This window comes from Acinetobacter sp. WC-743, assembly GCF_000335555.1.
In the GTDB taxonomy this organism is placed as follows: Bacteria; Pseudomonadota; Gammaproteobacteria; order Pseudomonadales; family Moraxellaceae; genus Acinetobacter; species Acinetobacter bereziniae.
Genome location: NZ_AMFQ01000075.1, coordinates 60,624 through 79,851, shown reverse-complemented (window position 1 = coordinate 79,851; position 19,228 = coordinate 60,624). Strand labels below are relative to the sequence as shown.

23 protein-coding genes and 1 pseudogene are annotated in these 19,228 nt (G+C 39.7%); all 24 read left to right on the top strand.

Translation table 11 applies throughout. The features are described from left to right. Positions 1–599, top strand: a 599-nt coding sequence (locus ACINWC743_RS10075) for a putative metallopeptidase (RefSeq protein ID WP_035300899.1), incomplete at its 5' end; no start/stop codon positions are given. 58 nt (positions 600–657) lie between these two features. Continuing rightward, positions 658–1,200, top strand: coding sequence for a DUF2280 domain-containing protein (locus tag ACINWC743_RS10070; RefSeq protein ID WP_009585343.1), 543 nt, complete (start codon positions 658–660; stop codon positions 1,198–1,200). Then, positions 1,139–2,428 (top strand): terminase large subunit domain-containing protein, encoded by a 1,290-nt coding sequence (locus tag ACINWC743_RS10065; protein WP_035300897.1) that lies wholly within the window; start codon positions 1,139–1,141, stop codon positions 2,426–2,428. The genes ACINWC743_RS10070 and ACINWC743_RS10065 overlap by 62 nt, the downstream gene beginning before the upstream one ends. 3 nt (positions 2,429–2,431) lie before the next feature. Further along, entirely contained in the window at positions 2,432–3,847 is a 1,416-nt protein-coding gene (locus ACINWC743_RS10060) for a DUF4055 domain-containing protein (RefSeq protein WP_009585329.1), read from the top strand. After that, positions 3,840–4,913: a minor capsid protein gene (locus ACINWC743_RS10055; RefSeq protein WP_009585347.1), complete on the top strand. Its 1,074-nt coding sequence runs from the start codon at positions 3,840–3,842 to the stop codon at positions 4,911–4,913. The genes ACINWC743_RS10060 and ACINWC743_RS10055 overlap by 8 nt, the downstream gene beginning before the upstream one ends. Then, complete coding sequence (locus tag ACINWC743_RS10050) at positions 4,910–5,179, top strand: hypothetical protein (RefSeq protein ID WP_009585300.1); 270 nt, start codon at positions 4,910–4,912, stop codon at positions 5,177–5,179. The genes ACINWC743_RS10055 and ACINWC743_RS10050 overlap by 4 nt, the downstream gene beginning before the upstream one ends. 108 nt (positions 5,180–5,287) lie before the next feature. After that, positions 5,288–6,052, top strand: coding sequence for a DUF6651 domain-containing protein (locus ACINWC743_RS10045; RefSeq protein WP_009585289.1), 765 nt, complete (start codon positions 5,288–5,290; stop codon positions 6,050–6,052). Between the two features lie 9 nt (positions 6,053–6,061). Next, a complete protein-coding gene (locus ACINWC743_RS10040; protein WP_009585290.1) occupies positions 6,062–7,009 on the top strand; it encodes a major capsid protein in 948 nt (315 codons plus the stop codon). A gap of 39 nt (positions 7,010–7,048) precedes the next feature. Next, on the top strand, positions 7,049–7,663 hold the full coding sequence (locus tag ACINWC743_RS10035; RefSeq protein ID WP_009585293.1) for a HeH/LEM domain-containing protein: 615 nt from the start codon (positions 7,049–7,051) through the stop codon (positions 7,661–7,663). Between the two features lie 3 nt (positions 7,664–7,666). Beyond that, positions 7,667–8,041 (top strand): hypothetical protein, encoded by a 375-nt coding sequence (locus ACINWC743_RS10030; protein WP_009585287.1) that lies wholly within the window; start codon positions 7,667–7,669, stop codon positions 8,039–8,041. Beyond that, a complete protein-coding gene (locus ACINWC743_RS10025) occupies positions 8,038–8,412 on the top strand; it encodes a hypothetical protein (protein WP_009585295.1) in 375 nt (124 codons plus the stop codon). Before ACINWC743_RS10030 ends, ACINWC743_RS10025 begins: the two co-directional genes overlap by 4 nt. After that, complete coding sequence (locus tag ACINWC743_RS10020) at positions 8,405–8,782, top strand: hypothetical protein (protein ID WP_373867897.1); 378 nt, start codon at positions 8,405–8,407, stop codon at positions 8,780–8,782. Before ACINWC743_RS10025 ends, ACINWC743_RS10020 begins: the two co-directional genes overlap by 8 nt. After that, positions 8,779–9,216 (top strand): hypothetical protein, encoded by a 438-nt coding sequence (locus tag ACINWC743_RS10015; RefSeq protein ID WP_009585327.1) that lies wholly within the window; start codon positions 8,779–8,781, stop codon positions 9,214–9,216. The genes ACINWC743_RS10020 and ACINWC743_RS10015 overlap by 4 nt, the downstream gene beginning before the upstream one ends. Beyond that, entirely contained in the window at positions 9,213–9,626 is a 414-nt protein-coding gene (locus ACINWC743_RS10010) for a phage tail terminator-like protein (protein ID WP_009585324.1), read from the top strand. The genes ACINWC743_RS10015 and ACINWC743_RS10010 overlap by 4 nt, the downstream gene beginning before the upstream one ends. A 63-nt stretch (positions 9,627–9,689) precedes the next feature. Then, entirely contained in the window at positions 9,690–10,604 is a 915-nt protein-coding gene (locus ACINWC743_RS10005; RefSeq protein WP_009585338.1) for a phage tail tube protein, read from the top strand. Between the two features lie 2 nt (positions 10,605–10,606). Beyond that, positions 10,607–11,086 (top strand): hypothetical protein, encoded by a 480-nt coding sequence (locus ACINWC743_RS10000; protein ID WP_009585319.1) that lies wholly within the window; start codon positions 10,607–10,609, stop codon positions 11,084–11,086. Between the two features lie 398 nt (positions 11,087–11,484). Beyond that, positions 11,485–11,661: a hypothetical protein gene (locus ACINWC743_RS24310; RefSeq protein WP_157432066.1), complete on the top strand. Its 177-nt coding sequence runs from the start codon at positions 11,485–11,487 to the stop codon at positions 11,659–11,661. Between the two features lie 437 nt (positions 11,662–12,098). Continuing rightward, positions 12,099–15,737 (top strand): annotated as a pseudogene (locus tag ACINWC743_RS09990) (tape measure protein); the annotation flags it as partial. Positions 15,738–15,799: 62 nt separating this feature from the next. Then, on the top strand, positions 15,800–16,132 hold the full coding sequence (locus tag ACINWC743_RS09985; protein ID WP_009585337.1) for a hypothetical protein: 333 nt from the start codon (positions 15,800–15,802) through the stop codon (positions 16,130–16,132). 196 nt (positions 16,133–16,328) lie between these two features. Then, positions 16,329–16,673, top strand: coding sequence for a phage tail protein (locus ACINWC743_RS09980; RefSeq protein ID WP_009585330.1), 345 nt, complete (start codon positions 16,329–16,331; stop codon positions 16,671–16,673). Between the two features lie 57 nt (positions 16,674–16,730). Beyond that, positions 16,731–17,063, top strand: a complete 333-nt coding sequence (locus tag ACINWC743_RS09975) for a hypothetical protein (protein WP_009585317.1) — start codon at positions 16,731–16,733, stop codon at positions 17,061–17,063. Then, on the top strand, positions 17,047–17,808 hold the full coding sequence (locus tag ACINWC743_RS09970) for a phage minor tail protein L (RefSeq protein WP_035300915.1): 762 nt from the start codon (positions 17,047–17,049) through the stop codon (positions 17,806–17,808). Before ACINWC743_RS09975 ends, ACINWC743_RS09970 begins: the two co-directional genes overlap by 17 nt. A 2-nt stretch (positions 17,809–17,810) precedes the next feature. Further along, on the top strand, positions 17,811–18,554 hold the full coding sequence (locus tag ACINWC743_RS09965; RefSeq protein WP_009585346.1) for a C40 family peptidase: 744 nt from the start codon (positions 17,811–17,813) through the stop codon (positions 18,552–18,554). Beyond that, positions 18,547–19,176, top strand: coding sequence for a tail assembly protein (locus ACINWC743_RS09960; RefSeq protein WP_009585350.1), 630 nt, complete (start codon positions 18,547–18,549; stop codon positions 19,174–19,176). The genes ACINWC743_RS09965 and ACINWC743_RS09960 overlap by 8 nt, the downstream gene beginning before the upstream one ends. Positions 19,177–19,228: the final 52 nt, after the last annotated feature.

Sequence of the window (19,228 nt, the reverse complement as noted above, 5' to 3'; positions counted from 1 at the left end):
AAGCTGAGGAAGAGGAAGCGATTCGCTTGGCACCTGCAGCGGATCTAAAAGAATGGGTAGTGAAAAACTTCTTAACCCTTGGTGGTGAACTTCATAATCCCGACTATGACCACATAGCTGAATTACTTCATGACGATGAAACATTCTTAGCATTCGCTTGGGCTTCATCTGCCGCCGTTGCTAAAAAGAGGATGGTATTAGGTCAATGTGAAAAAGTGATGTTTAACCAAGGTGGTTGGCGTAAAGCTCGACAAGAGCAACAAATGCGTGACTGGTTTGGGTTTGTACCTATTTATCTAATTACAGTTGATGCAAGCTTTTGTGAACGTGCGAACGATCGTGAATTTTGTGCTTTGATTGAACATGAGCTGTATCACATTGGTGTAGAGCGTGATGAGGATGGGGAAATCCTTTACAGCGATCATACAGGCTTACCTAAGCACTATTTAGCAGGTCATGACGTTGAGGAATTTATAGGAGTGGTCAAACGTTGGGGAGCAACCGAAAACGTCAAGCGAATGATTGAGGTCGCTCAAAACCCGCCGTTTGTTTCAGACTTGGAAATAACAAAATGCTGCGGAACGTGTCTAATTAACTGAGCCTTGAGGCTCTTTTTTTTGGCTATTTAGTCTTACGTAGTCTTACAAAGGGGCATTTATGGCAACACTTAAAGAGCCTGTAAAAATCTTTATAGTTCAGTCTCTTGCTTGCTTTGAAACCCCTCAACAAGTTGTAGAGTCTGTAAGACAAGAATTTGGTATTGAAATTGAGCGTCAGCAAGTCGCTTCTTATGATCCGACTAAAGCAACGTGTAGAAATGTAAGCAAGAAATTAAAGGATTTATTTCATCAAACCAGAAATGATTTTAAGACGAATGTTTTCGATATCCCTTTAGCAAATAAAGCAGTACGTCTCAAGGAATTACAGAATATATATAACGATCCAAAGGTTAATAGAATTCTAAAAACCAAGCTGATCAAACAATTCAAAGATGAGATGCATGGTTATGAGATTCAGCTCCTGGATATTCAATTAAAGCAACTTGAAATTGAACGAATCAAAACAGGTGATGGAGATAGTGCAGATGATCCGACGCCAGTGAAAGTCACCATTCAAGTTGTAGATGCGAGTAAACAAGATGCCGAATATCAACCCGACGCTGAACGTGCCTCAGGCAAACTTTCTACAACTTCCGAATAAATTTCGTGCCTTTGTTGCAGGGTTTGGTAGTGGCAAAACTTGGGTAGGCTGTTCAAGCCTCTGCGATAAGTCTTGGGAATTTCCAAAAGTACCTTTAGGTTATTTTGCTCCAACATATCCGCAGATCCGAGATATCTTTTTTCCAACCATAGATGAAGTTGCATTTGACTGGGGATTGAAGACAAAGATATACGAATCGAATAAAGAGGTTGATCTGTACTACGGTCGACAGTACCGCAGTACTGTTATTTGTAGATCAATGGAGAAACCGCAAACGATCGTAGGTTTTAAGGTTGGTCACTCTCTAATTGATGAACTCGATGTCATGAATAAGGACAAGGCTCAACAGGCATGGCGTAAAATTATTGCGCGTATGCGTGTGAAACATCCTGGTCTAACGAATGGTATCGATGTTGCGACCACGCCTGAGGGTTTTAAGTTTACTTATGAGCAATTCGTAAAAGAGGCAAACTCATCACCAGCAAAACGCAAGCTATATGGCATGATCCAAGCTTCAACTTATGACAATGAAAATAATTTACCAGATGATTATATTTCATCTTTGTTTGAATCATACCCGCCACAGTTAATCTCAGCGTATTTAAAAGGTCAGTTTGTGAACTTGACCAGTGGTGCGGTTTATCCTGATTTTGATCGAAAGCTTAATCATACGGATGAAGAGATTCAACCTAGAGAGCCTTTGATCGTTGGTATGGACTTTAACGTTTTGAAGATGGCTGCAGTTGTTTATGTCATACGTGATGGTAAGCCTTTAGCACTGGATGAGATGGTTGGGGTAAGAGATACGCCTACCATGGCAACATTACTCATTGAGCGTTTTCCATTTCATGAAATGACAGTAATTCCTGATGCAGCTGGTCAAGCCACATCTTCAAAAAATAGCAGTGAATCAGATCACCAAATTTTGCGAGACAAGGGTTTTAGGGTTGAGGTTGATGGAACTAACCCCGCGATTAAAGATCGTATTAATGCAGTGAATGCATTAATTCTAAATGGCGATGGTGAGCGTACGTTGAAAGTTAATACAAATAAATGTCCTCGTTTCACTGAAACTCTAGAACAGCAAGTTTATGACAAGTTCGGGATGCCTGATAAAACTGCAGGATTAGACCATGTAGGCGATGCGGGTGGTTATCCATTGGCTAAACGCTTCCCAATCATTAAGCCAGTGACACGACTGGATTTCCCTATTTTTGGACGACGATAGAAAATGGCTGGAATTACAACTAAACACACAGACTATGACTTAAACATCGCGCTCTGGAAGAAAGTAGATGATGTGTGCAAAGGTCAGAAAACGATTAAGGAAGCGGGAAAAACCTATTTACCAGTTCCTGAAACATTTGGCAAAGGAGACGATGAACGATATCAAGACTATCTAGGGCGCGCCGTGTTTTATGGCATTACTGGTCGCACATTGGGTAGTTATGTCGGTACAGCATTTAATAAGCTACCTGATTTTACTCGACCTGATGAGTTGGAGTATTTAGAGCGTAATGCTGATGGGTCAGGACGGTCAATCTTCCAGTGTTCACAACGAATGTTAAGATCGATCTTAAAACAGTATCGTTGTGGTGTGTATGTAGATTACCCAACAGTAGCAGCAAGTAAAAATAAAGCAGAGGATAAGCTTAAAGGTGCTTATCCAATGATCCATATTTTAGAAGCTTCTGTGATTGAAGATTGGGATCATATTGTCGTTGGTAATCAGCGCAAACTTAGCTTTGTGAAAATCCGTGAATCTATATCAGAGCGTGAGCCTGATGGTTTCAGCAAGAAAACACGAGACCAGTATCGTGTTTTGCGTTTAGAACAGTCAGAGAATGGCTTTGTTTATACTGTTCAGGTTTATATCTTGGATAAGGACAAGAACTGGGTAGCACAAGATAAGATCATACCAACTGACTACAGTGGTGTAACTTGGGAATATATTCCCTTTACTTTCTGTGGTGCAGTAGATAACACGGACGAAATCAATAATGCACCGTTGTTGGATCTAGCTGATCTTAACTTAGCGCATTATCGGAACTCTGCTGATGTTGAAGAATCAGGTTTTATTATTGGTCAACCTACAGTTTCATTGCCTGATGTGAGTACAGAGCAGTACGAAATAATCAGGCGAGATAAGTTGGCAATTGGTGCACGCTCTGGTTTTCCAACTAAAGTTGAGATTGTTCAGGCTAAAGAAAACAATCTGGCAAAGCAGCTCATGAATGAAAAAATGACTGCAATGAAAGAGCTTGGTGCACGTTTAATTGAGGTTGGATCTGCCAATAAGACTGCGACTCAAGCAGACAATGAGGATTCGATTCAGCATTCGGTAGTTTCACTTGCAGTCTCAAATATTAGTGAAGCACTTACTCTGGCTTTACGTTGGTGTGCAAAATTTGCCATGGATGGTCATGAGTTTGGTCCTAATGAACTGAGTTACTCTATTTCTCAGGATTTTAATAAACCTAAATTCAGTGAAGAACGTGCTAAACGTCTATACGATGCTGCTATTTCAGAACATCTACCTTGGTCAGTTTGGTACAAGTACGAACAAACGGGCACTTTTAGCGAGCTTTCTTTTGAAGAAATGCGGTTGAAACTAGATCAAGAGAAAGCAGGTGAATTTGATGAATGATCCAATCATTGATGCATTGACTAAGCACAATAGCTTTTTACAGCGTTTATCAAGTTCAGCTATCATTGAAATTATCCAAAGCTTTAATGGTATCTCTAATCAGTACATCTCAAACTTACGCGATCTACTCGATGAACTAAGTGATGCCGAACTAAAGGCACTTGCTTCAGCTGCTTACACAACTCCCGCACTCAGAGAGATTCGGGATCTATTAAAAGAATGGCAACAATCCATCGCCGTGACACTGCCCGAGGTCTTTACAGCTTCTGCAGTCGTATTGGCGGTTCATGAAGCTGGCTACATCTACCGAATGGCCAGTAAGAAAACGCCTAAGGTTGATGGTGAAAAGCTACTTAAGAAAGTCAGTAGGCAGCCCTTTGCTGGTGGTCAACTCATTGACCTCATTTTTCCTGATGTGGCTGAGTCTATGCGCAAGAAAGCTGAATACATTATTCGAGATGGCGTTTCTCATGGGCAATCTAATCAGCAGATTATTCAGCGGATCAAAGGCACTAAAAAGCTTGAATATAAAGATGGCTTATTAGAACAAACGCGTAATTCTATCGATGCAGAAGTTCGCACAGCAAGGGCGCACATCAGTAATGAAACTTATCTGAATACATGGAAAGATCTTGGGGCTAAATACACCAAGGATATAGCGACACTTGATAGCCGTACCTCTAAGCTCTGTGCCGTGCGGGATGGTCGTGTACAAAAGATTGATGAGAATCATGAAAGACCACCTTACCATCGTCGATGTCGAACCATTCAAGTTGCTTGCAATGCTGATGGTGATATTGATGGCGTGCGTCCTTACGTTGTTGATAAGGAAAAGGGGAAAGACTGGGATATTGGTCAAGTTGGTGCGAATACGACATACAAACAATGGTTTGCTGCACAAGACGAAACATTTCAGCGTAATTGGTTAGGTAAGACTCGCTTTGAGCTTTATAAGTCAGGTAAATATCCATTGGATAAATTCATTGATTCACTCAGCGGTAAGCCTTTTACCATTGCTAAGCTTAGAAAGATGGATGAAGACACATTTAAGGAGCTAGGGCTGTGAAAAAAGAACCAAAGAAAACAGGACTAAAACGCACTGTATGGTTATTTGAGCGTGAGATTTTAGAAAAACTCGAAAAAACCAATTTAAAAGATCATCAAAAAGTTCTTAAGCTCAATATTTTCGCTATGCAATATGAGTTAAGACCTAAATTTAATAATGGTCGAGCTGATGCCATTGTAATGCGCGATACGGCAAATCATTGGTTGAAGATGTGGTTTATAGCATTCCAAACATGCACTGGCGAACATCTAAAAGATAAAGCTTAAAGCATACAAATTATTTAGCACCTTTCGAGGTGCTTTTTTATTGCCTAACGTTCGGATGAACAAGGCGCAACGAGCGGATGCTCATTTAGAAATAGGGTCGGATGACTTATGAAACTTAAGACAGTAACCATTGAAAATAAAACATATGCAGAAGTGAATGAAAACGGTCTACCGATTTACATTCACGATGATGGTAAAGAAGTCGCACATGATGCACCTCAAACAGTAGCGACAATCACACGATTAAATGGGGAGGCAAAGACAAATCGTGAGCGTTATGAAAAAGCAGAAAACTCTTTGAAAGCTTTTGAGGGTATTGACGATCCTGTGGCGGCCAAAAAGGCTTTAGATACATTAAAAAATTTCGATGATAAAAAACTGGTGGATGCCGGTGAAGTCGAGAAAATCAAATCTGAAGCAATTAAAGCTGTTGAAGAAAAATATGCTCCGATCGTTCAAGAGCGTGATTCTTATCAATCTCAATTGCATAACGAACTTATTGGAGGCGGTTTTGCTCGTTCTAAGTTTATTCACGACAAAGTTTCTGTACCTGTTGACATGATCCAAGCCCAATTCGGAAAAAATTTCAAAATCGAAGATGGCAAGGTTGTAGCTTACGGTGCAGATGGTCAAAAAATCTTTTCACGTTCTCGTCCTGGTGAAGTTGCTGATTTTGATGAAGCCTTGGAATCTTTGATTGGTGGATACCAATACAAAGACCAAATTTTAAAAGGTGGTCAAGGTTCTGGTGGAGGCTTCCAAAACAATGGTGGAGCAAATACTGGTTTAAAACGCAGCCAAATGGATGCAAAGGCAAAAGCTGAATACATCCGTACACATGGTCAAGAATCATATTTAAAACTTGATAAATAAGGAGTCGTAATGACTACAACCGTAAATAGCGACATGATTATCTATAATCAATTGGCGCAAACAGCATATTTAGAGCGCCTCCAAGACAATTTAAACGTCTTTAACCAAGCATCTAACGGGGCGATTCGCTATGTAAATGAAATCATTCAAGGTGATTTCAATCAACAATCTTTCTATCGAGTTGGCGGTAGCATTGAACACCGTGATGTGAACTCAACTGCTAAAGTGACCAATAAAAAAATTGGTGCAGGGGAATCAGTTGGTGTAAAAGTACCATTTAAATACGGTCCTTACGCTTCAACTGAAGAGGCATTTAAACGCCGTGCACGTTCTCCCGAAGAGTTCGCTGAAATTATTGGTTATGACTTAGCAGATGCATTGGTACATGGTCGTTTGCAATATAGCTTGGCATCATTAAAAGCAGCCATTAGCAGTAATCCAGATATGATTGCTAAAGGTAGTATCGCTACAGATGGTCGCAAAGCTTTAACTAAAGGCATGCGCAAGTTCGGTGATAAGTTTGGTCGTATCTCACTTTGGGTGATGAACTCAGATACATATTTCGACATTGTAGATGAAGCATTAACAAATCAAATTTACGGTGAATCAGAAATTGTTATTTATGGCGGTTTACCTGGAACATTAGGCAAACCCGTTTTGGTCACAGATTTAATTGAAGATGATGATGCTTTTGGTTTGCAGGCTGGTGCTGTGACAGTCACTGAATCGCAAGCACCTGGCTTCCGTGCATACGATATTAACGACGAAGAAAACTTAGCAATAGGTATGCGTGCTGAAGGTGCATTTAACCTTGACTTGCTCGGTTACTCTTGGGATACCTCAAAAGGTGCCAACCCAACACTTGCACAATTAGGTGCGGATGCAAACTGGAAGAAGCATGCAACAAGCAACAAGATGACTGCAGGTACATTGCTTGATCTATCAGGTACACCATAAAAGAGGGCATTTCGCCCTCTTTCTTTTTGGGAGAAAGAATTGAAAATAATCTATGCGAAAAAGAGCTCAGGAATTGATGATCAAGGATCTTTTCAAAACCCTAGTTACTATGACAAGCCTAATAAAGATGCTGAATCAGTTGTGATTTATGGTGACTATCCGCAAATTAAAGCTGATTATGAAGCGCTTGAAATACCTGTAAATGTTCGAGAACTATCACTAGCCAAGCCATTAACTATTGATGTCAAAGTCGGTATCACACCTGAGCTTCAAGCCGTCATTGATGAGGCAAAAGCTGAATGTGAAAAAGTTGTTGCTGAAAATGATGAGCTTAAACAGCAATTGGAAGCGTTAAAGGCTGGGCTTGTGCCTGGTGAGCCTGTTGATTTGACTGGTTTGGTACCCACTGAGCAATTTGATGCAGTTGCACTGGATCTAACGAATACCAAAGAGCAATTAGCCACCGCACAGGGTGAATTTATTGCTTTTAAAAACGATGCCGCAGCAATGCAAGCCCGTATCGCTGAACTTCAATTAGTAGATTATTCAAAACTTAAAGTGGATGAACTAAAAGATGTTCTGAAATTGAAAGGAATTGAATTCCCATCTGATGCCAAAAAAGATGATTTGCTGGCTTTGCTACCAAAGGAATAACCCATGAGCTTTATTACCCAAGAACAGGCTGAGCAAATACTAGGGGCGGATTTTGCACCAGCTGGTGATAAAGCTCGCCTCATTAAATTAGCAAACACTTGGATGAAGAATGAAATAGGTTTTGTTCCTGATCCAATTGATCCTTTATTGCAAGATGCAGCATGTGAAATTATCAAGGGCATTTTAGCTGGTGATATTTACTCAGGCGTAGAGCGTCAAACTACAAGGGAAATGGTTGATGCTGATGGGGGTAAGGTTGATGAGACCTTTGCTGCAGGTAGTGTGGCTATTTCTAAGCATGAGCAAGTAGCTAAAGCTTATATTGCATCACTTGATTTAACACCTAAAGGCTTTGCATTTGGAGTATATCGGGGATGATTAATAATAAATATGTTCCTGATTGGCATTCATCACCATTTGATCATGTTGAATATACATTGGCTCGTAATCAAGTCCATATGGACATTTTATTTGCTGATATGGGTGATGTGGATGAATTCATGTCAATGGGTGCTGATGCACAGGTTAATTTTTATAACGACTCTACATTAGCAATCGTGCAGCTTGGTGATATAGAGAGAACAATTATCCAGGTTCATAGCCTTTTACTCCATGAGGCGGTCCATATATGGCAACGTATTAAGCTACGTATGGGGGAAAGTGATCCAAGTAAGGAGTTTGAAGCCTATTCTATTCAAAGAATTGCTCAGGACTTATTTGCGATGTACGAGGAAAGTGAAAGTGATTAGAAACAAAGTTCAATCCAAGTTAGCCAAAGCATTCAACACAAAGCTTACTGATGCGGTGTATCCATTCACTTGCACTAAAATTATTAATTCAGGTGAAATGGATTTTGAAACTGAAACTTATCCTGAGTCTGAAACTGTAATTTACACAGGTCGTGGTGTGTTGTTTGGTTCATATGCCAAAGACCTGGTTAAGCCTGAGAATTATCAAGTCGAAGACTGCAAAGCAACTGTGTTGCAAAATGAAGTTACTGCCGTGCCGCAAATTGATGATGAATGGAAAACTGAAAAAGGTATTTTTCGTATTGTTGATATTGGTACTGATCCGACTGGAAGTATTTGGAAAGTTCAGTTGAGAAAGGTGAGTGAATGAGCAGATGGTCCATCAAGCCAACCGACTTTATTGACACAATTAAAGAAGATGCAAATCAACATTGTAAGAACATTATTGCAGATGCTTTACAGCAAGTTGCAGTACGCTCACCAGTTGATAAAGGCTCTTATAGATTCTCGCACATTGTATCGATCAATACAGAAGATTACTCAATCAAGCAGGGCAATGGCGATCCAGTACAAGCAGCTGTTGGGACAATTGCTTCATTTAAATTTGGTGACAAAGCATATATCCAAAATAATACTCCTTACGGTGATGTGATCGAGTACGGTGGTTATCCTGATCCTGTTAAAAAAGGAAGTTGGGTAAAAGGTAAAGGGTACATTAAAAAATCTGCAGGTGGCTTTTCACGGCAAGCACCTAATGGTGTTTACACATTGGCTTTTCAATATATTGCGAGTAAGTATAAATGAGAGATATTGATGCGAAACGTGAGATTCGAAAACTGATTGAAACCTTTACAAGTAAGGCTATAAAAAAAGAACACTTTCAATTTCAAAACCAACCACTTGAAGGCGGTAAGCCTTTCACACCACCACACAATGAAATATGGGCTCAAGTAAGTTTTGGTGGTGGTGACAAGCGTATTGTAGGATTAGCCGATAAGCCGTGCACACGGACTACAGGAATGCTGTTCATTCAGTTATTCGCTCCACGCAATACAGGAACAGACTCAGCTCTTATTGTTGCTGAAAAACTAGCGGAACACGTACAGTTTTATAGAATTGGCGGTTTAGAGCTTCAAGCATCAAGTGTGATTGAAGTACCCAATAATCCGGACTTTTATCAAGTGAATGTGCATACGCCTTACACTGTAAATTAATTAACTATTTCCAATCCACCTCCTTATAGGAGGTTTTTTTATGCCCAAATTAAGGAGAACTTTATGAGTTCTGGAGCTAAACAGCTAACCCGAGTTGGTTTTGAAGCATCACCCGGTGTAATTGCAACAACTTGGAATACATTTGCATTCACCACCAATGGTTTGGATGCATCGGCACAAACCACAGAATCACAAACAATCAAAGATTCACGAATTGCAGCTGGTACTTTAGTGACTGGTGTTGAAGTACAAGGTGATATTGAATCTGAATGGGCTTATGGCATTCAAGATGGTGTCTTAGAGCTTGTTGCCTTCAATGCTTGGAATAGTAACGTCTTAACATTTGGTGGCACTAGTCGAAAAACACTTTCGATTATTCGCGGTTTTACTGATATCGATAACTTTCAAGTTTTCACAGGCTGCCATATCAATCAATGGACCTTAAGCATCCCAGATAGTGGCATTGTGACTTCTAAATTCTCAATTATGGCAATGAAACGTACTGCATATGAGGTTGCACCTACTGGTACCGTAACACCTGCAGGAGATGCAATTCCATTTACAAGTCTTTCAACCGGCGACATCTTGATTGAAGGTGAAAAGAAAGCAGGGATGTGCGTCACTCAGATTGAATTGACCATTGATAATACAATGCAGATTCAAAAGTGTTTGGATTATGAAAACAATATTTCTGGAATTTTGGAAACCATCATGAAAGGCAGCGTTAACTTCACAGTTGCATGGTCTAAAAACACTGCTGAATTATATGAAAAACAGTTCTTGAATGAGCCGATTAGCCTTGAATATAGCCTGAAAGATAAAGATGGGAATAAATACACATTGTCACTTCCAAATGTGTTGGTTTCAGCACCTCTACCGAGTGGTGGAGCAGGCGACATTCTTAACACACAATTTTCATTCACTGTGGCAGATGCTGCACCTACTCTTAAACGTATTCCTATCGTGGCAGGTCCATAAGCATGAAAATTAAAATTGAAGAACAAGAACAAACCAAAATTCCAAGCAAGCTGATTGATTACAAAGATGGTGCTAAATTCCTGATTGCAGGAATAGATAAGCCCTCATTCAAGCATTGCATGGAGTTGCGTGGCACTCGTATTGAGCAAGAGATTCAAGGTGTCCGAGACATTACAGACGAAAGCTCTCGTGAAATTGCTCAATCATTTAGTAAGGCAGTGTCTCATTTAGTTTTGAACTGGCAAGGTTTAGAAGATGAAGAAGGAAATATTTTTGAATATTCCAAGCAAAATGCTGAGCTTCTTTGCACAAGTACAAATGAGTCAATTGAGCTAATTGTGTGGATCCTTGCAGAAGCCCAAAAAATTCAAGTTGAAGCCAACGAAGAAAAGGCTGAAACATTGGGAAAGTCATCCAGCTCTACAAGTACCAAACAGCGAAGTGGGACATCGAAAAAGCAAGAGAAGTCTATCAAAAGCTAGGTCAGCCATTGCCTGATTATTATCTACCGCCTGAATATTCATACACAGCTCACTCCATCCTTTCAGCCTATTACGTGATTGCTCGTTCTAGACAGTATGAGCAATGCATTCCTATGGCTTTAAGTCTTGGGGCTGTGAATGATTACTGTGAGCAGTATGAATCGCCAGTGCCGAGATGGATTTTTAATGAATGTATTTTCGCTTTAGACAACCTGTTTTTGGAAGAGGCGAGTAAGAAGAAGTGATTGGTTGTAGAGGCGCGGTTTACAACGCACAAAAATATTATTTGCTATGAAAAAGTGAATAATGAAATTAAAAAGTAAAACCCCGATAGTTGGTAGCTATCGGGGTTTTGGTTTCCAGTTGAACAAAGCACGAACAAGAGGAATAAAAAATCTATGTCTGAAAATAGTAACACTAAACCCAATATTAGTATAGAGGGAAAAATGAGCAATAAAGATGCTGGTAAGGTAGCCATCATAATGGCTTGGGGGAAGTCTATATCCCTTGTTATAGCAAGCACTGCAACTTTTATGGGGTCACTTGCTGTTTTGATTTGGCGCCTAAATAGCTAGAGGTAAAAATGAATATTGATTTTTAAACCGACCTACAAATGGTCGGTTTTTTATTGTCCACAATGCGCCCTTAGGCGCCTTTTTTACGCCTAAAGGTACTCCAAATGACAGAACAAACAAGCCGTTTAGTAATTGAAATCAGCTCTGAGCAGGCTAAAAAGAATGCTGAAGAGTTGAGTAAAGAGTTGGTTAAAATCTTTACTGGTGGTGAAAAGGCGAGTGATTCAACTTCGAAGCTTGGCAAGACCATTCAAGTCACAAGCAACATTACTCAAAACTTCAATACTACTGTGAATAATACGACTAAGGCTGTTGAAAAGCAGACTCAGGAGTTAGCGAAGCAAGAGAAGCAAGTTGATAAGACTGGATTAGCATTCAAGCAATTTGCATCATTTGTTGCAGGTTATGTGACTATCGCAGGAACCATCTCAAAAGCTGACAACTATACTGAGATCCACAATAGACTGAAGTTGGTTACTAAAGGGCAAAATGAGTTAAACCAAACAATGCAAGATACATTTGCTATTGCCCAAAATACAGGCTCTTCTTGGGATGGTGCTGTTCAGGTTTATCAAGTCTTTGCCAAAAATGCTAAACAACTTGGATTAAACCTAAAAGAAACCGCTCAGCTAACCGATACAGTCTCAAAAGCGGTTGCGATTAGCGGTGCGAGCGCTCAGGCAGCAGAGGCGGCATTGGTTCAGTTTGGGCAGGCGATTGGCTCTTCAGTTCTCAGAGGAGATGAGCTGAATTCCATCCTTGAACAAGCACCTGGGTTGGCTGATGCAATTGCAAAAGGGTTAGGTGTTACCACTTCTCAATTGCGAACGATGGGTGCGGCAGGACAACTTACAGGTGAAAAAGTCGTTGAGGCTTTGCAAAAAGCGAGTGCCTCTGTTGATGAACTTTATAGTAAAACCAATAAAACCATTGCTGCATCATTAACAACGCTAAGTAATGCCTTAACAAAATATATAGGTGAAACTGCTAATGCAGGTGGCAGTGCAAAGTTACTATCTGATGGGATTTTGTCTATCTCTAAAAACTTTGAGCTATTTGCATCACTCGGCATTGCTGCATTAATGGGTGCTATTACTGCTCAAATTACTAAGCAAATCATTTCAATTGGAGCAAGTACAGTTGCATGGGGAGTAAACACGCGTGCAATTATTGCAAATAACACAGCTCAGCAAGCAGGATTATTGGTTGCTAGATCATTATCTACAGCATTTTTAGGACCTGTAGGTCTAGGTATTGCTGTTGCTGGTGTAGCGGCGAGTTATCTCTTGCTGAAAAAGAATGCAGAAGATGCAACATTGGTATTAGATGTTCAAAAGAGTAGTGTTCAAGAGCTAACAACACAATACTTAAATTTGAGTGCTGTACAGCGTGATGCTGAAAAAGCAAAACTTTCCGCAACAGTTAAAGAAAGTGCTGATGCTTATAAATTAGCAACATCAATGGTAAATAACTTCATCAATGTTCTTTATTCTCAAGGGCAGATTTCACTTGAATCCGAATCCAAGTTGAAAAAGCTTTATGATTCTTACAGTCAAGGCAAAATTGGGTCAGATGAGTTCTACTTAAGCGTTAAAAACTTAAATATCCTCAATGAGGAACAAATTGCAAAGCTAAGAAGTTTGATTGATAAAAATAATCAAGCTAAAACAGCTTACGATAAAGTTAAAAGCTCATTGGATGCCATTTTAAGAATTACTCCTGAAGTAATTAAAGGGCACGAGGAAAAAGCAAAAGCGATTGGAAAAGAAGCTGTAGCACTCCAAAAACTTCAAGATTTACAAAAGTCATATGCTCAAAAGAATCTAGATACTGATTTTTTACTGATCAATATCAAAAGTCATGGGCTAGAAAAGGGTAAGGCGTTATCTGAGTTTTATGATAATAACAAAATCCCTAAAACTCGTAGCTTAACCAATGAAGAGTGGGCGGTATTCCAAAAGTATTTTGATAAGCAACAGGCTCTTAAAAAACTTGAGGATGATATTACTGAGTCCAAAAGACAGCAAACCAAGGAAACTGAAAAGTTAGTCAAAACTCAACAGCGATTAATCGGAATATCAGGTAATTCAGGTATTGGTACAGGCGCACATCTAGATGTTCGCTATGGTGGCTCTCGTGATGGGCAGAAAGTATCACCTGAGCATATAGCTCGGCTTCAAGCTGGTGGGAAATCTCTTTCAAGCTACCGTGTTTCTTCTGATTATGGTCAAAGAAAAGCTCCGACTGCTGGAGCCTCAAGTTTCCATAAAGGTATTGATTTTGCAATGCCTGTAGGTACTCCAATCACAACTAAAGTTGCGGTTAAAGATGTAAAGACTGCCTATGATTCAAAAGGTGGCGGCTATTACAGCACGGTAACTTTTGAAGACGGTGTTGTGCTTAAACTTCTTCATCAATCACCAAGTATGCAAAGCAAGGTGAAAGGTGGGGCGAGTACTGGCACTTATGGATCTTATTTAGCTCAAGACAAGGCTGAAGCAAAAACAGAAAAGGAAATCGAAACTTTAAGAGCTAACTATTACTCGCTAGGTGAGAAAGACGAAGCTGACCATATCAAGCGTGTAAAAGATTTACGCAAGAATGGCTTAGACAGTCTGATTGCTGATGAAAATACTCGCTTTGAGAAAACAAAACAACTTAGACAATTTGAATTCACAATGGAGGTTGATAGTTGGCGTTGGGTTGGTGAGGAAAAAATCAAAAATGATTTTTATCTTAAAAAACTTAGAGTTGAAGCCAGTGCTGACTTCAATAAAAAGCAAAAGACTGAATCTATTAAATCCATTGACGAACAGCGTGAATATGAACTTGAAAAGTTTCGTTTAACGAAAAAGCAGCAATTACTCCAAACAAAAGCGTTTTATATGTCAGAGCTTCAATTAACTAAGGCTAAATATGACATAGAAAAAAGGCTTATTGCTCAGGGTAATGAAGATCCTGTTGAAAAAGCCTTTAAAACACAGATGCTTGAATTACAGAATCAAGTAGACATGAATCGTCGACTAAAGGATGCATCCATGGGTTGGGATTCGGTTCGTTCTCAAATGGACGGTTCATCTGCACGATATCAAGTTAATCAAGAGCGCTTTAATAGAATGGATGTGTCACAGAACCTTTTTGACACTCAAATTGCTGATGTTGAGAGACAAGAGCAAGAACCAGGTGCTGATCTGGAGAAATTGGCAGAGGTTCGTGAGCAAATTTGGGCTGCACATAATCAGCGGATGATTGATATCGAAAATCAGTATCAAAAGGATTCGTTGAACTTGCAGTTAACCCAAGCTCAGCAATTAACTGGTTCATTTGCAAATATGTTTAGGGGGATTGTGGGTGAAAGCTCAGGAGCTTACAAAACAATGTTTGCAATGCAACAGGGTTTTGCACTTACTCAAGCTGGTATGAATTTATGGTCCTCTGTTTCAGATGCTTATGCTAAAGAACCTGGTACAGTGTGGCAGAAAGTAGCAGCAGGTGCTAAGGCTGCTTTGGATCAAGGAACATTCTTGGCGATGATCCAAGCAATTACGCCTCAAGGCTTTGCTACTGGTGGACACATCACAGGTAAAGGTACTGGAACAAGTGATGATATTCCGATCATGGCATCGAATGGCGAGTTTATGATCCGCCAAGCTTCAGTATCAAAACTTGGTTTAGTTGCATTGAATTATATGAATAAGACAGGTGAACTGCCTTTTAAGAGCGAGTTTAATGCAGCTAAGTATCAGTTCTCTCTACCCAACATGCAACCAACTGAAAAGTTTAGAGATGGCGGCTTGATTGGTGTTTCTCGAATGAGCAATGCTGATGTTGAAAGGAGGCAGTTTGAATCTATTCAGCAAAGCAATAGCATGTCAGCCCAGCCGAAAGTCATAATTATTAATCAAACCTCGCAACCTGTAGAAGCGACAACACAGTGGAATGGTAATGAGTTGCAAGTGGTTTTAAAGGAGATGCAAAAGCAAAATGAAATACAAACCAAATCCTTAATAGCTCAATCTTGGAGAGATGCTGAACGTCAAGGTGGTGCTTTAGACAGGATAAAAAAAGGTAGATAGCCATCTCGGTGGCTATTCTTTTAATTTATTGATATTTTATGAGTAAATTAAGGAGGGCTAGAATGAGAAGAATGTTGTTGATAGGGTTGTTTTGTTGTTTTGCTTCAGTTGAGATTTTCGCAGCAAAACAATGCGAGCAAATGTATGGGATAAGCCACTCAATAATGCAAATGCGTCAATGGGGAACACCTATAACTGAGCAAATGGAAATGTTTGATGAGATGGAAAAGAAATCAAAAGACGAAGGCAATAAAAAACTATTAAAGCTCTATCGCCTTATCGTTGTCGAAGCTTACAAAGAGCCTAGGTTTGATACGAAAGAATATCAAGATAAGATTTCCACTGATTTTGCAAATAATATGACAGCTATTTGCTACAGAAATACTCTCAAATAAAGTACCCTAGGGGGATTTTTTTTATATTCAATGTTATGTGATTTTAGAATTTTATAAAGCCAGATCAAAAACTTAAATTGGAAGAATGTGTGAAAAACTTTGATTGGTTCACTGCAACCTATCAGCAAAAGTTGCCAATTTAAATATTAACAATTTTATAACCACCTTCGGGTGGTTTTTTTACGAGTATCGTTTAATGAGCAATGAAAAATTCATATGGGAAAATAGTGTTGATGGTAATTCAGAGACTAGAGACTTCAACATACTTTCATCCAAATTTGGTGATGGATATGAGCAACATATCTCTGTCGGAATTAATAATCGAAAAGGGCAGTGGGCTTATAGTCGAACTGCTTATTCATCTGAGATTAAACAAATTAAAGATTTCTTAGACAAACACAAAGGGGCTGACTCATTTCTTTGGAATGCTCCTTTAGATGGAGAGGTTCGGGTTAAATCTGATGTGAATTACAAATTAACGAATATTGGTGGAGATGTTTGGCAAATATCCACAACTTTTACCCAAGTCTTTTACCCCTAAATCCACTTAACCTCATGCCCCAGTCGTTGGGGCTTTTTACTTGAAGGAACATTAAAAATGTCAAAGCAATTTACACGAATCGAAGCAAGTTTTACTGCAGCACTCATGGCTAAAATTGATGCATCTGCTTATGAGTTTGGATCAAAAATAGATTACCTATCGATTGATTATAACAAGGCGACAGATGATGTATTAATCGGCTTAAAAAAGGATAAAGAGCCTGATTTAAGCCGTATCTCATTAAAAGAAGCACAATTTATCAGTTGGCTGATTCCCTATATTGTTTCTATGCAGAATCGTTCAGGGATTTCAATCCAATCCATCCAGGCTATTTATGATGATGAGGGTTTAAACCTTGATATTGTGGTGAATGATGATGTTAAACAGTGATTTTCAGAAACTTTATGTCGATGGCTTAATTACCTTATTTGAATTAGATGCCAGCGCTTTAGGTGCTGGCATCTTGCGTTTCCACGGACATATTTCATTCCAAGATTGGGAAAAGATTTATAGCTCGATTGGTTCTGATGGTCCGATGGTTACTGATACTGGTGATAAAAAAGTTTGGCATCGTAACATCATCTTTGATGGTCAGACATTTGAACCCATGGCACTGGAAGTCAGTGGTTTAGAAATGCGAAGTGATGGTAAGGCTTCCGCACCTACTTTAAGTATGGCCAACAATATTAATGGTATTCAAGGTGCAGTCACTGCATATTGTTTACAATTTGGAGATTTTGCCGGTGCAAAGCTTAAAGTCATCAACACTTTAGCCAAATATCTGGATGCGGAAAACTTTAGTACTGGGAATACCAGTGCGAACTCAAGCGAGAAACGTGAGCAGATTTGGTTTATTGAACAAAAGACTTCTGAAAATGCTCAGCAAGTGACGTTTGAACTTTCTAATCCGGTGGATTTTGAAGGGCTAAAAATTCCTACACGACAAATCTCAAATTACTGCAACTGGGAATATCGAAGTGAAGAATGTGGCTACATTGGTGCAGCAATGTTTACCGAAAAAGATGAATCGACAGACAATCCTGTTTTAGATCGATGTAACTATCGAACATCAGGTTGCCGTTGTCGTGAGAATGAGCTTCATTTTGGTGGATTCCCTGCATCTTCAATGGTGTAAAGATGAAATTAAATAAAAAACTCAAAGCAGCGATTCTAACTCATGCTAAACAATGTTTCCCCGCAGAATCTTGCGGGGTTATTGTTTCAAATGACTACATTCCATGCCGTAATGTCGCTGAACACGGTCAATTTCAAATCCACCATGAAGACTTGGCGAATGCCGAAGATCAAGGTGAGATTCAAGCCTATGTACATTCACATCCAAATGCGACAGCACGCGCATCTGATTTAGACTTATTACAAATTGAACTTCATGAAAAGCCATGGGTGATTTGTGCTTATCCTGAAATTGAGTTTCAAGTCTATGAACCCTGTGGTTATAAAGCACCACTCATTGGTCGTGACTATCATCATGGGTACCAAGACTGCTATTCAATTGTTCGTGATTTTTATCGTCGTGAGTTAGATATTAAACTCATTGATTTTGAGCGTTTGGATAATTGGTGGAGTGATAAAGATCATAAATCGCTTTATTTAGAAAACCTAGATGCAGCGGGATTTTATGAAGTCAGTCAACCGCAGTATGGCGATATGTTGGTGTGTAATGTTGGACGTACAGAACACCCGAACCATGCTGTGATCTGGTTGGGCGATCATTGGCAATTCAAATCAGAAGAAAGCACTGCATGTTTTGGTGGACCATTAATCCTACATCATCCTTATGGTCGAAAGTCCGTGCGTGAAATCTTTGGGCAACAATGGCAAGAACGTGTTGTGAAAATAGTGAGGCACAAAGATGCTTAAAACGATCAGACTCTATGGCGTATTGGGAAAGAAATTTGGTAAGGAGTTTAAGCTTGCTGTTGAAAGTACCCGTGAAGCAGTCAAAGCCTTATCCGTTCAAGTACCAGGCTTTGAACAATTCATGCTGAATGCGCATGAACAAGGTTTAGCTTTTGCCATTTTTCAAGATGATGAAAACATCAGTGAAGATCAGATCGATTTTGATACTGGTGCCAAAGTTATCAAGATTGTGCCAAAAGTTATGGGAGCTGGTGGTAATGGTGGTGTTTTACAGCTTGTGCTTGGTGCTGTGTTGATTGTTGCAGGGTTTTGGACAGGTGGAGTAACGTCAAATTTAGGAGTTGCTTTAATAGGTGCAGGCGCAGGAATGGTTGTAGGCGGAATTGCACAAATGCTTACTCCTAAAGCGGATGCACAAGATCAAAACCAAGACGGAAACAGGGCTAATAAAAGCTTTGGTGGAGCAGTCACCACAATCGCACAAGGTAATCCAGTTCCGATTCTGTATGGTCAGCGCGAGGTTGGAGGATTTATTGTGAATGCAGGTCAGTTTGCAGTCGATACCTTTAGTTCTGCTGATGCTGGTTATACAGGCGGTGGCAGCAGTGGTGGTAAGAAATAATTTTAAGAAGAATATAAGCGCGTAAAGCGCTTTTTTATTGCGTGGTGAAAAG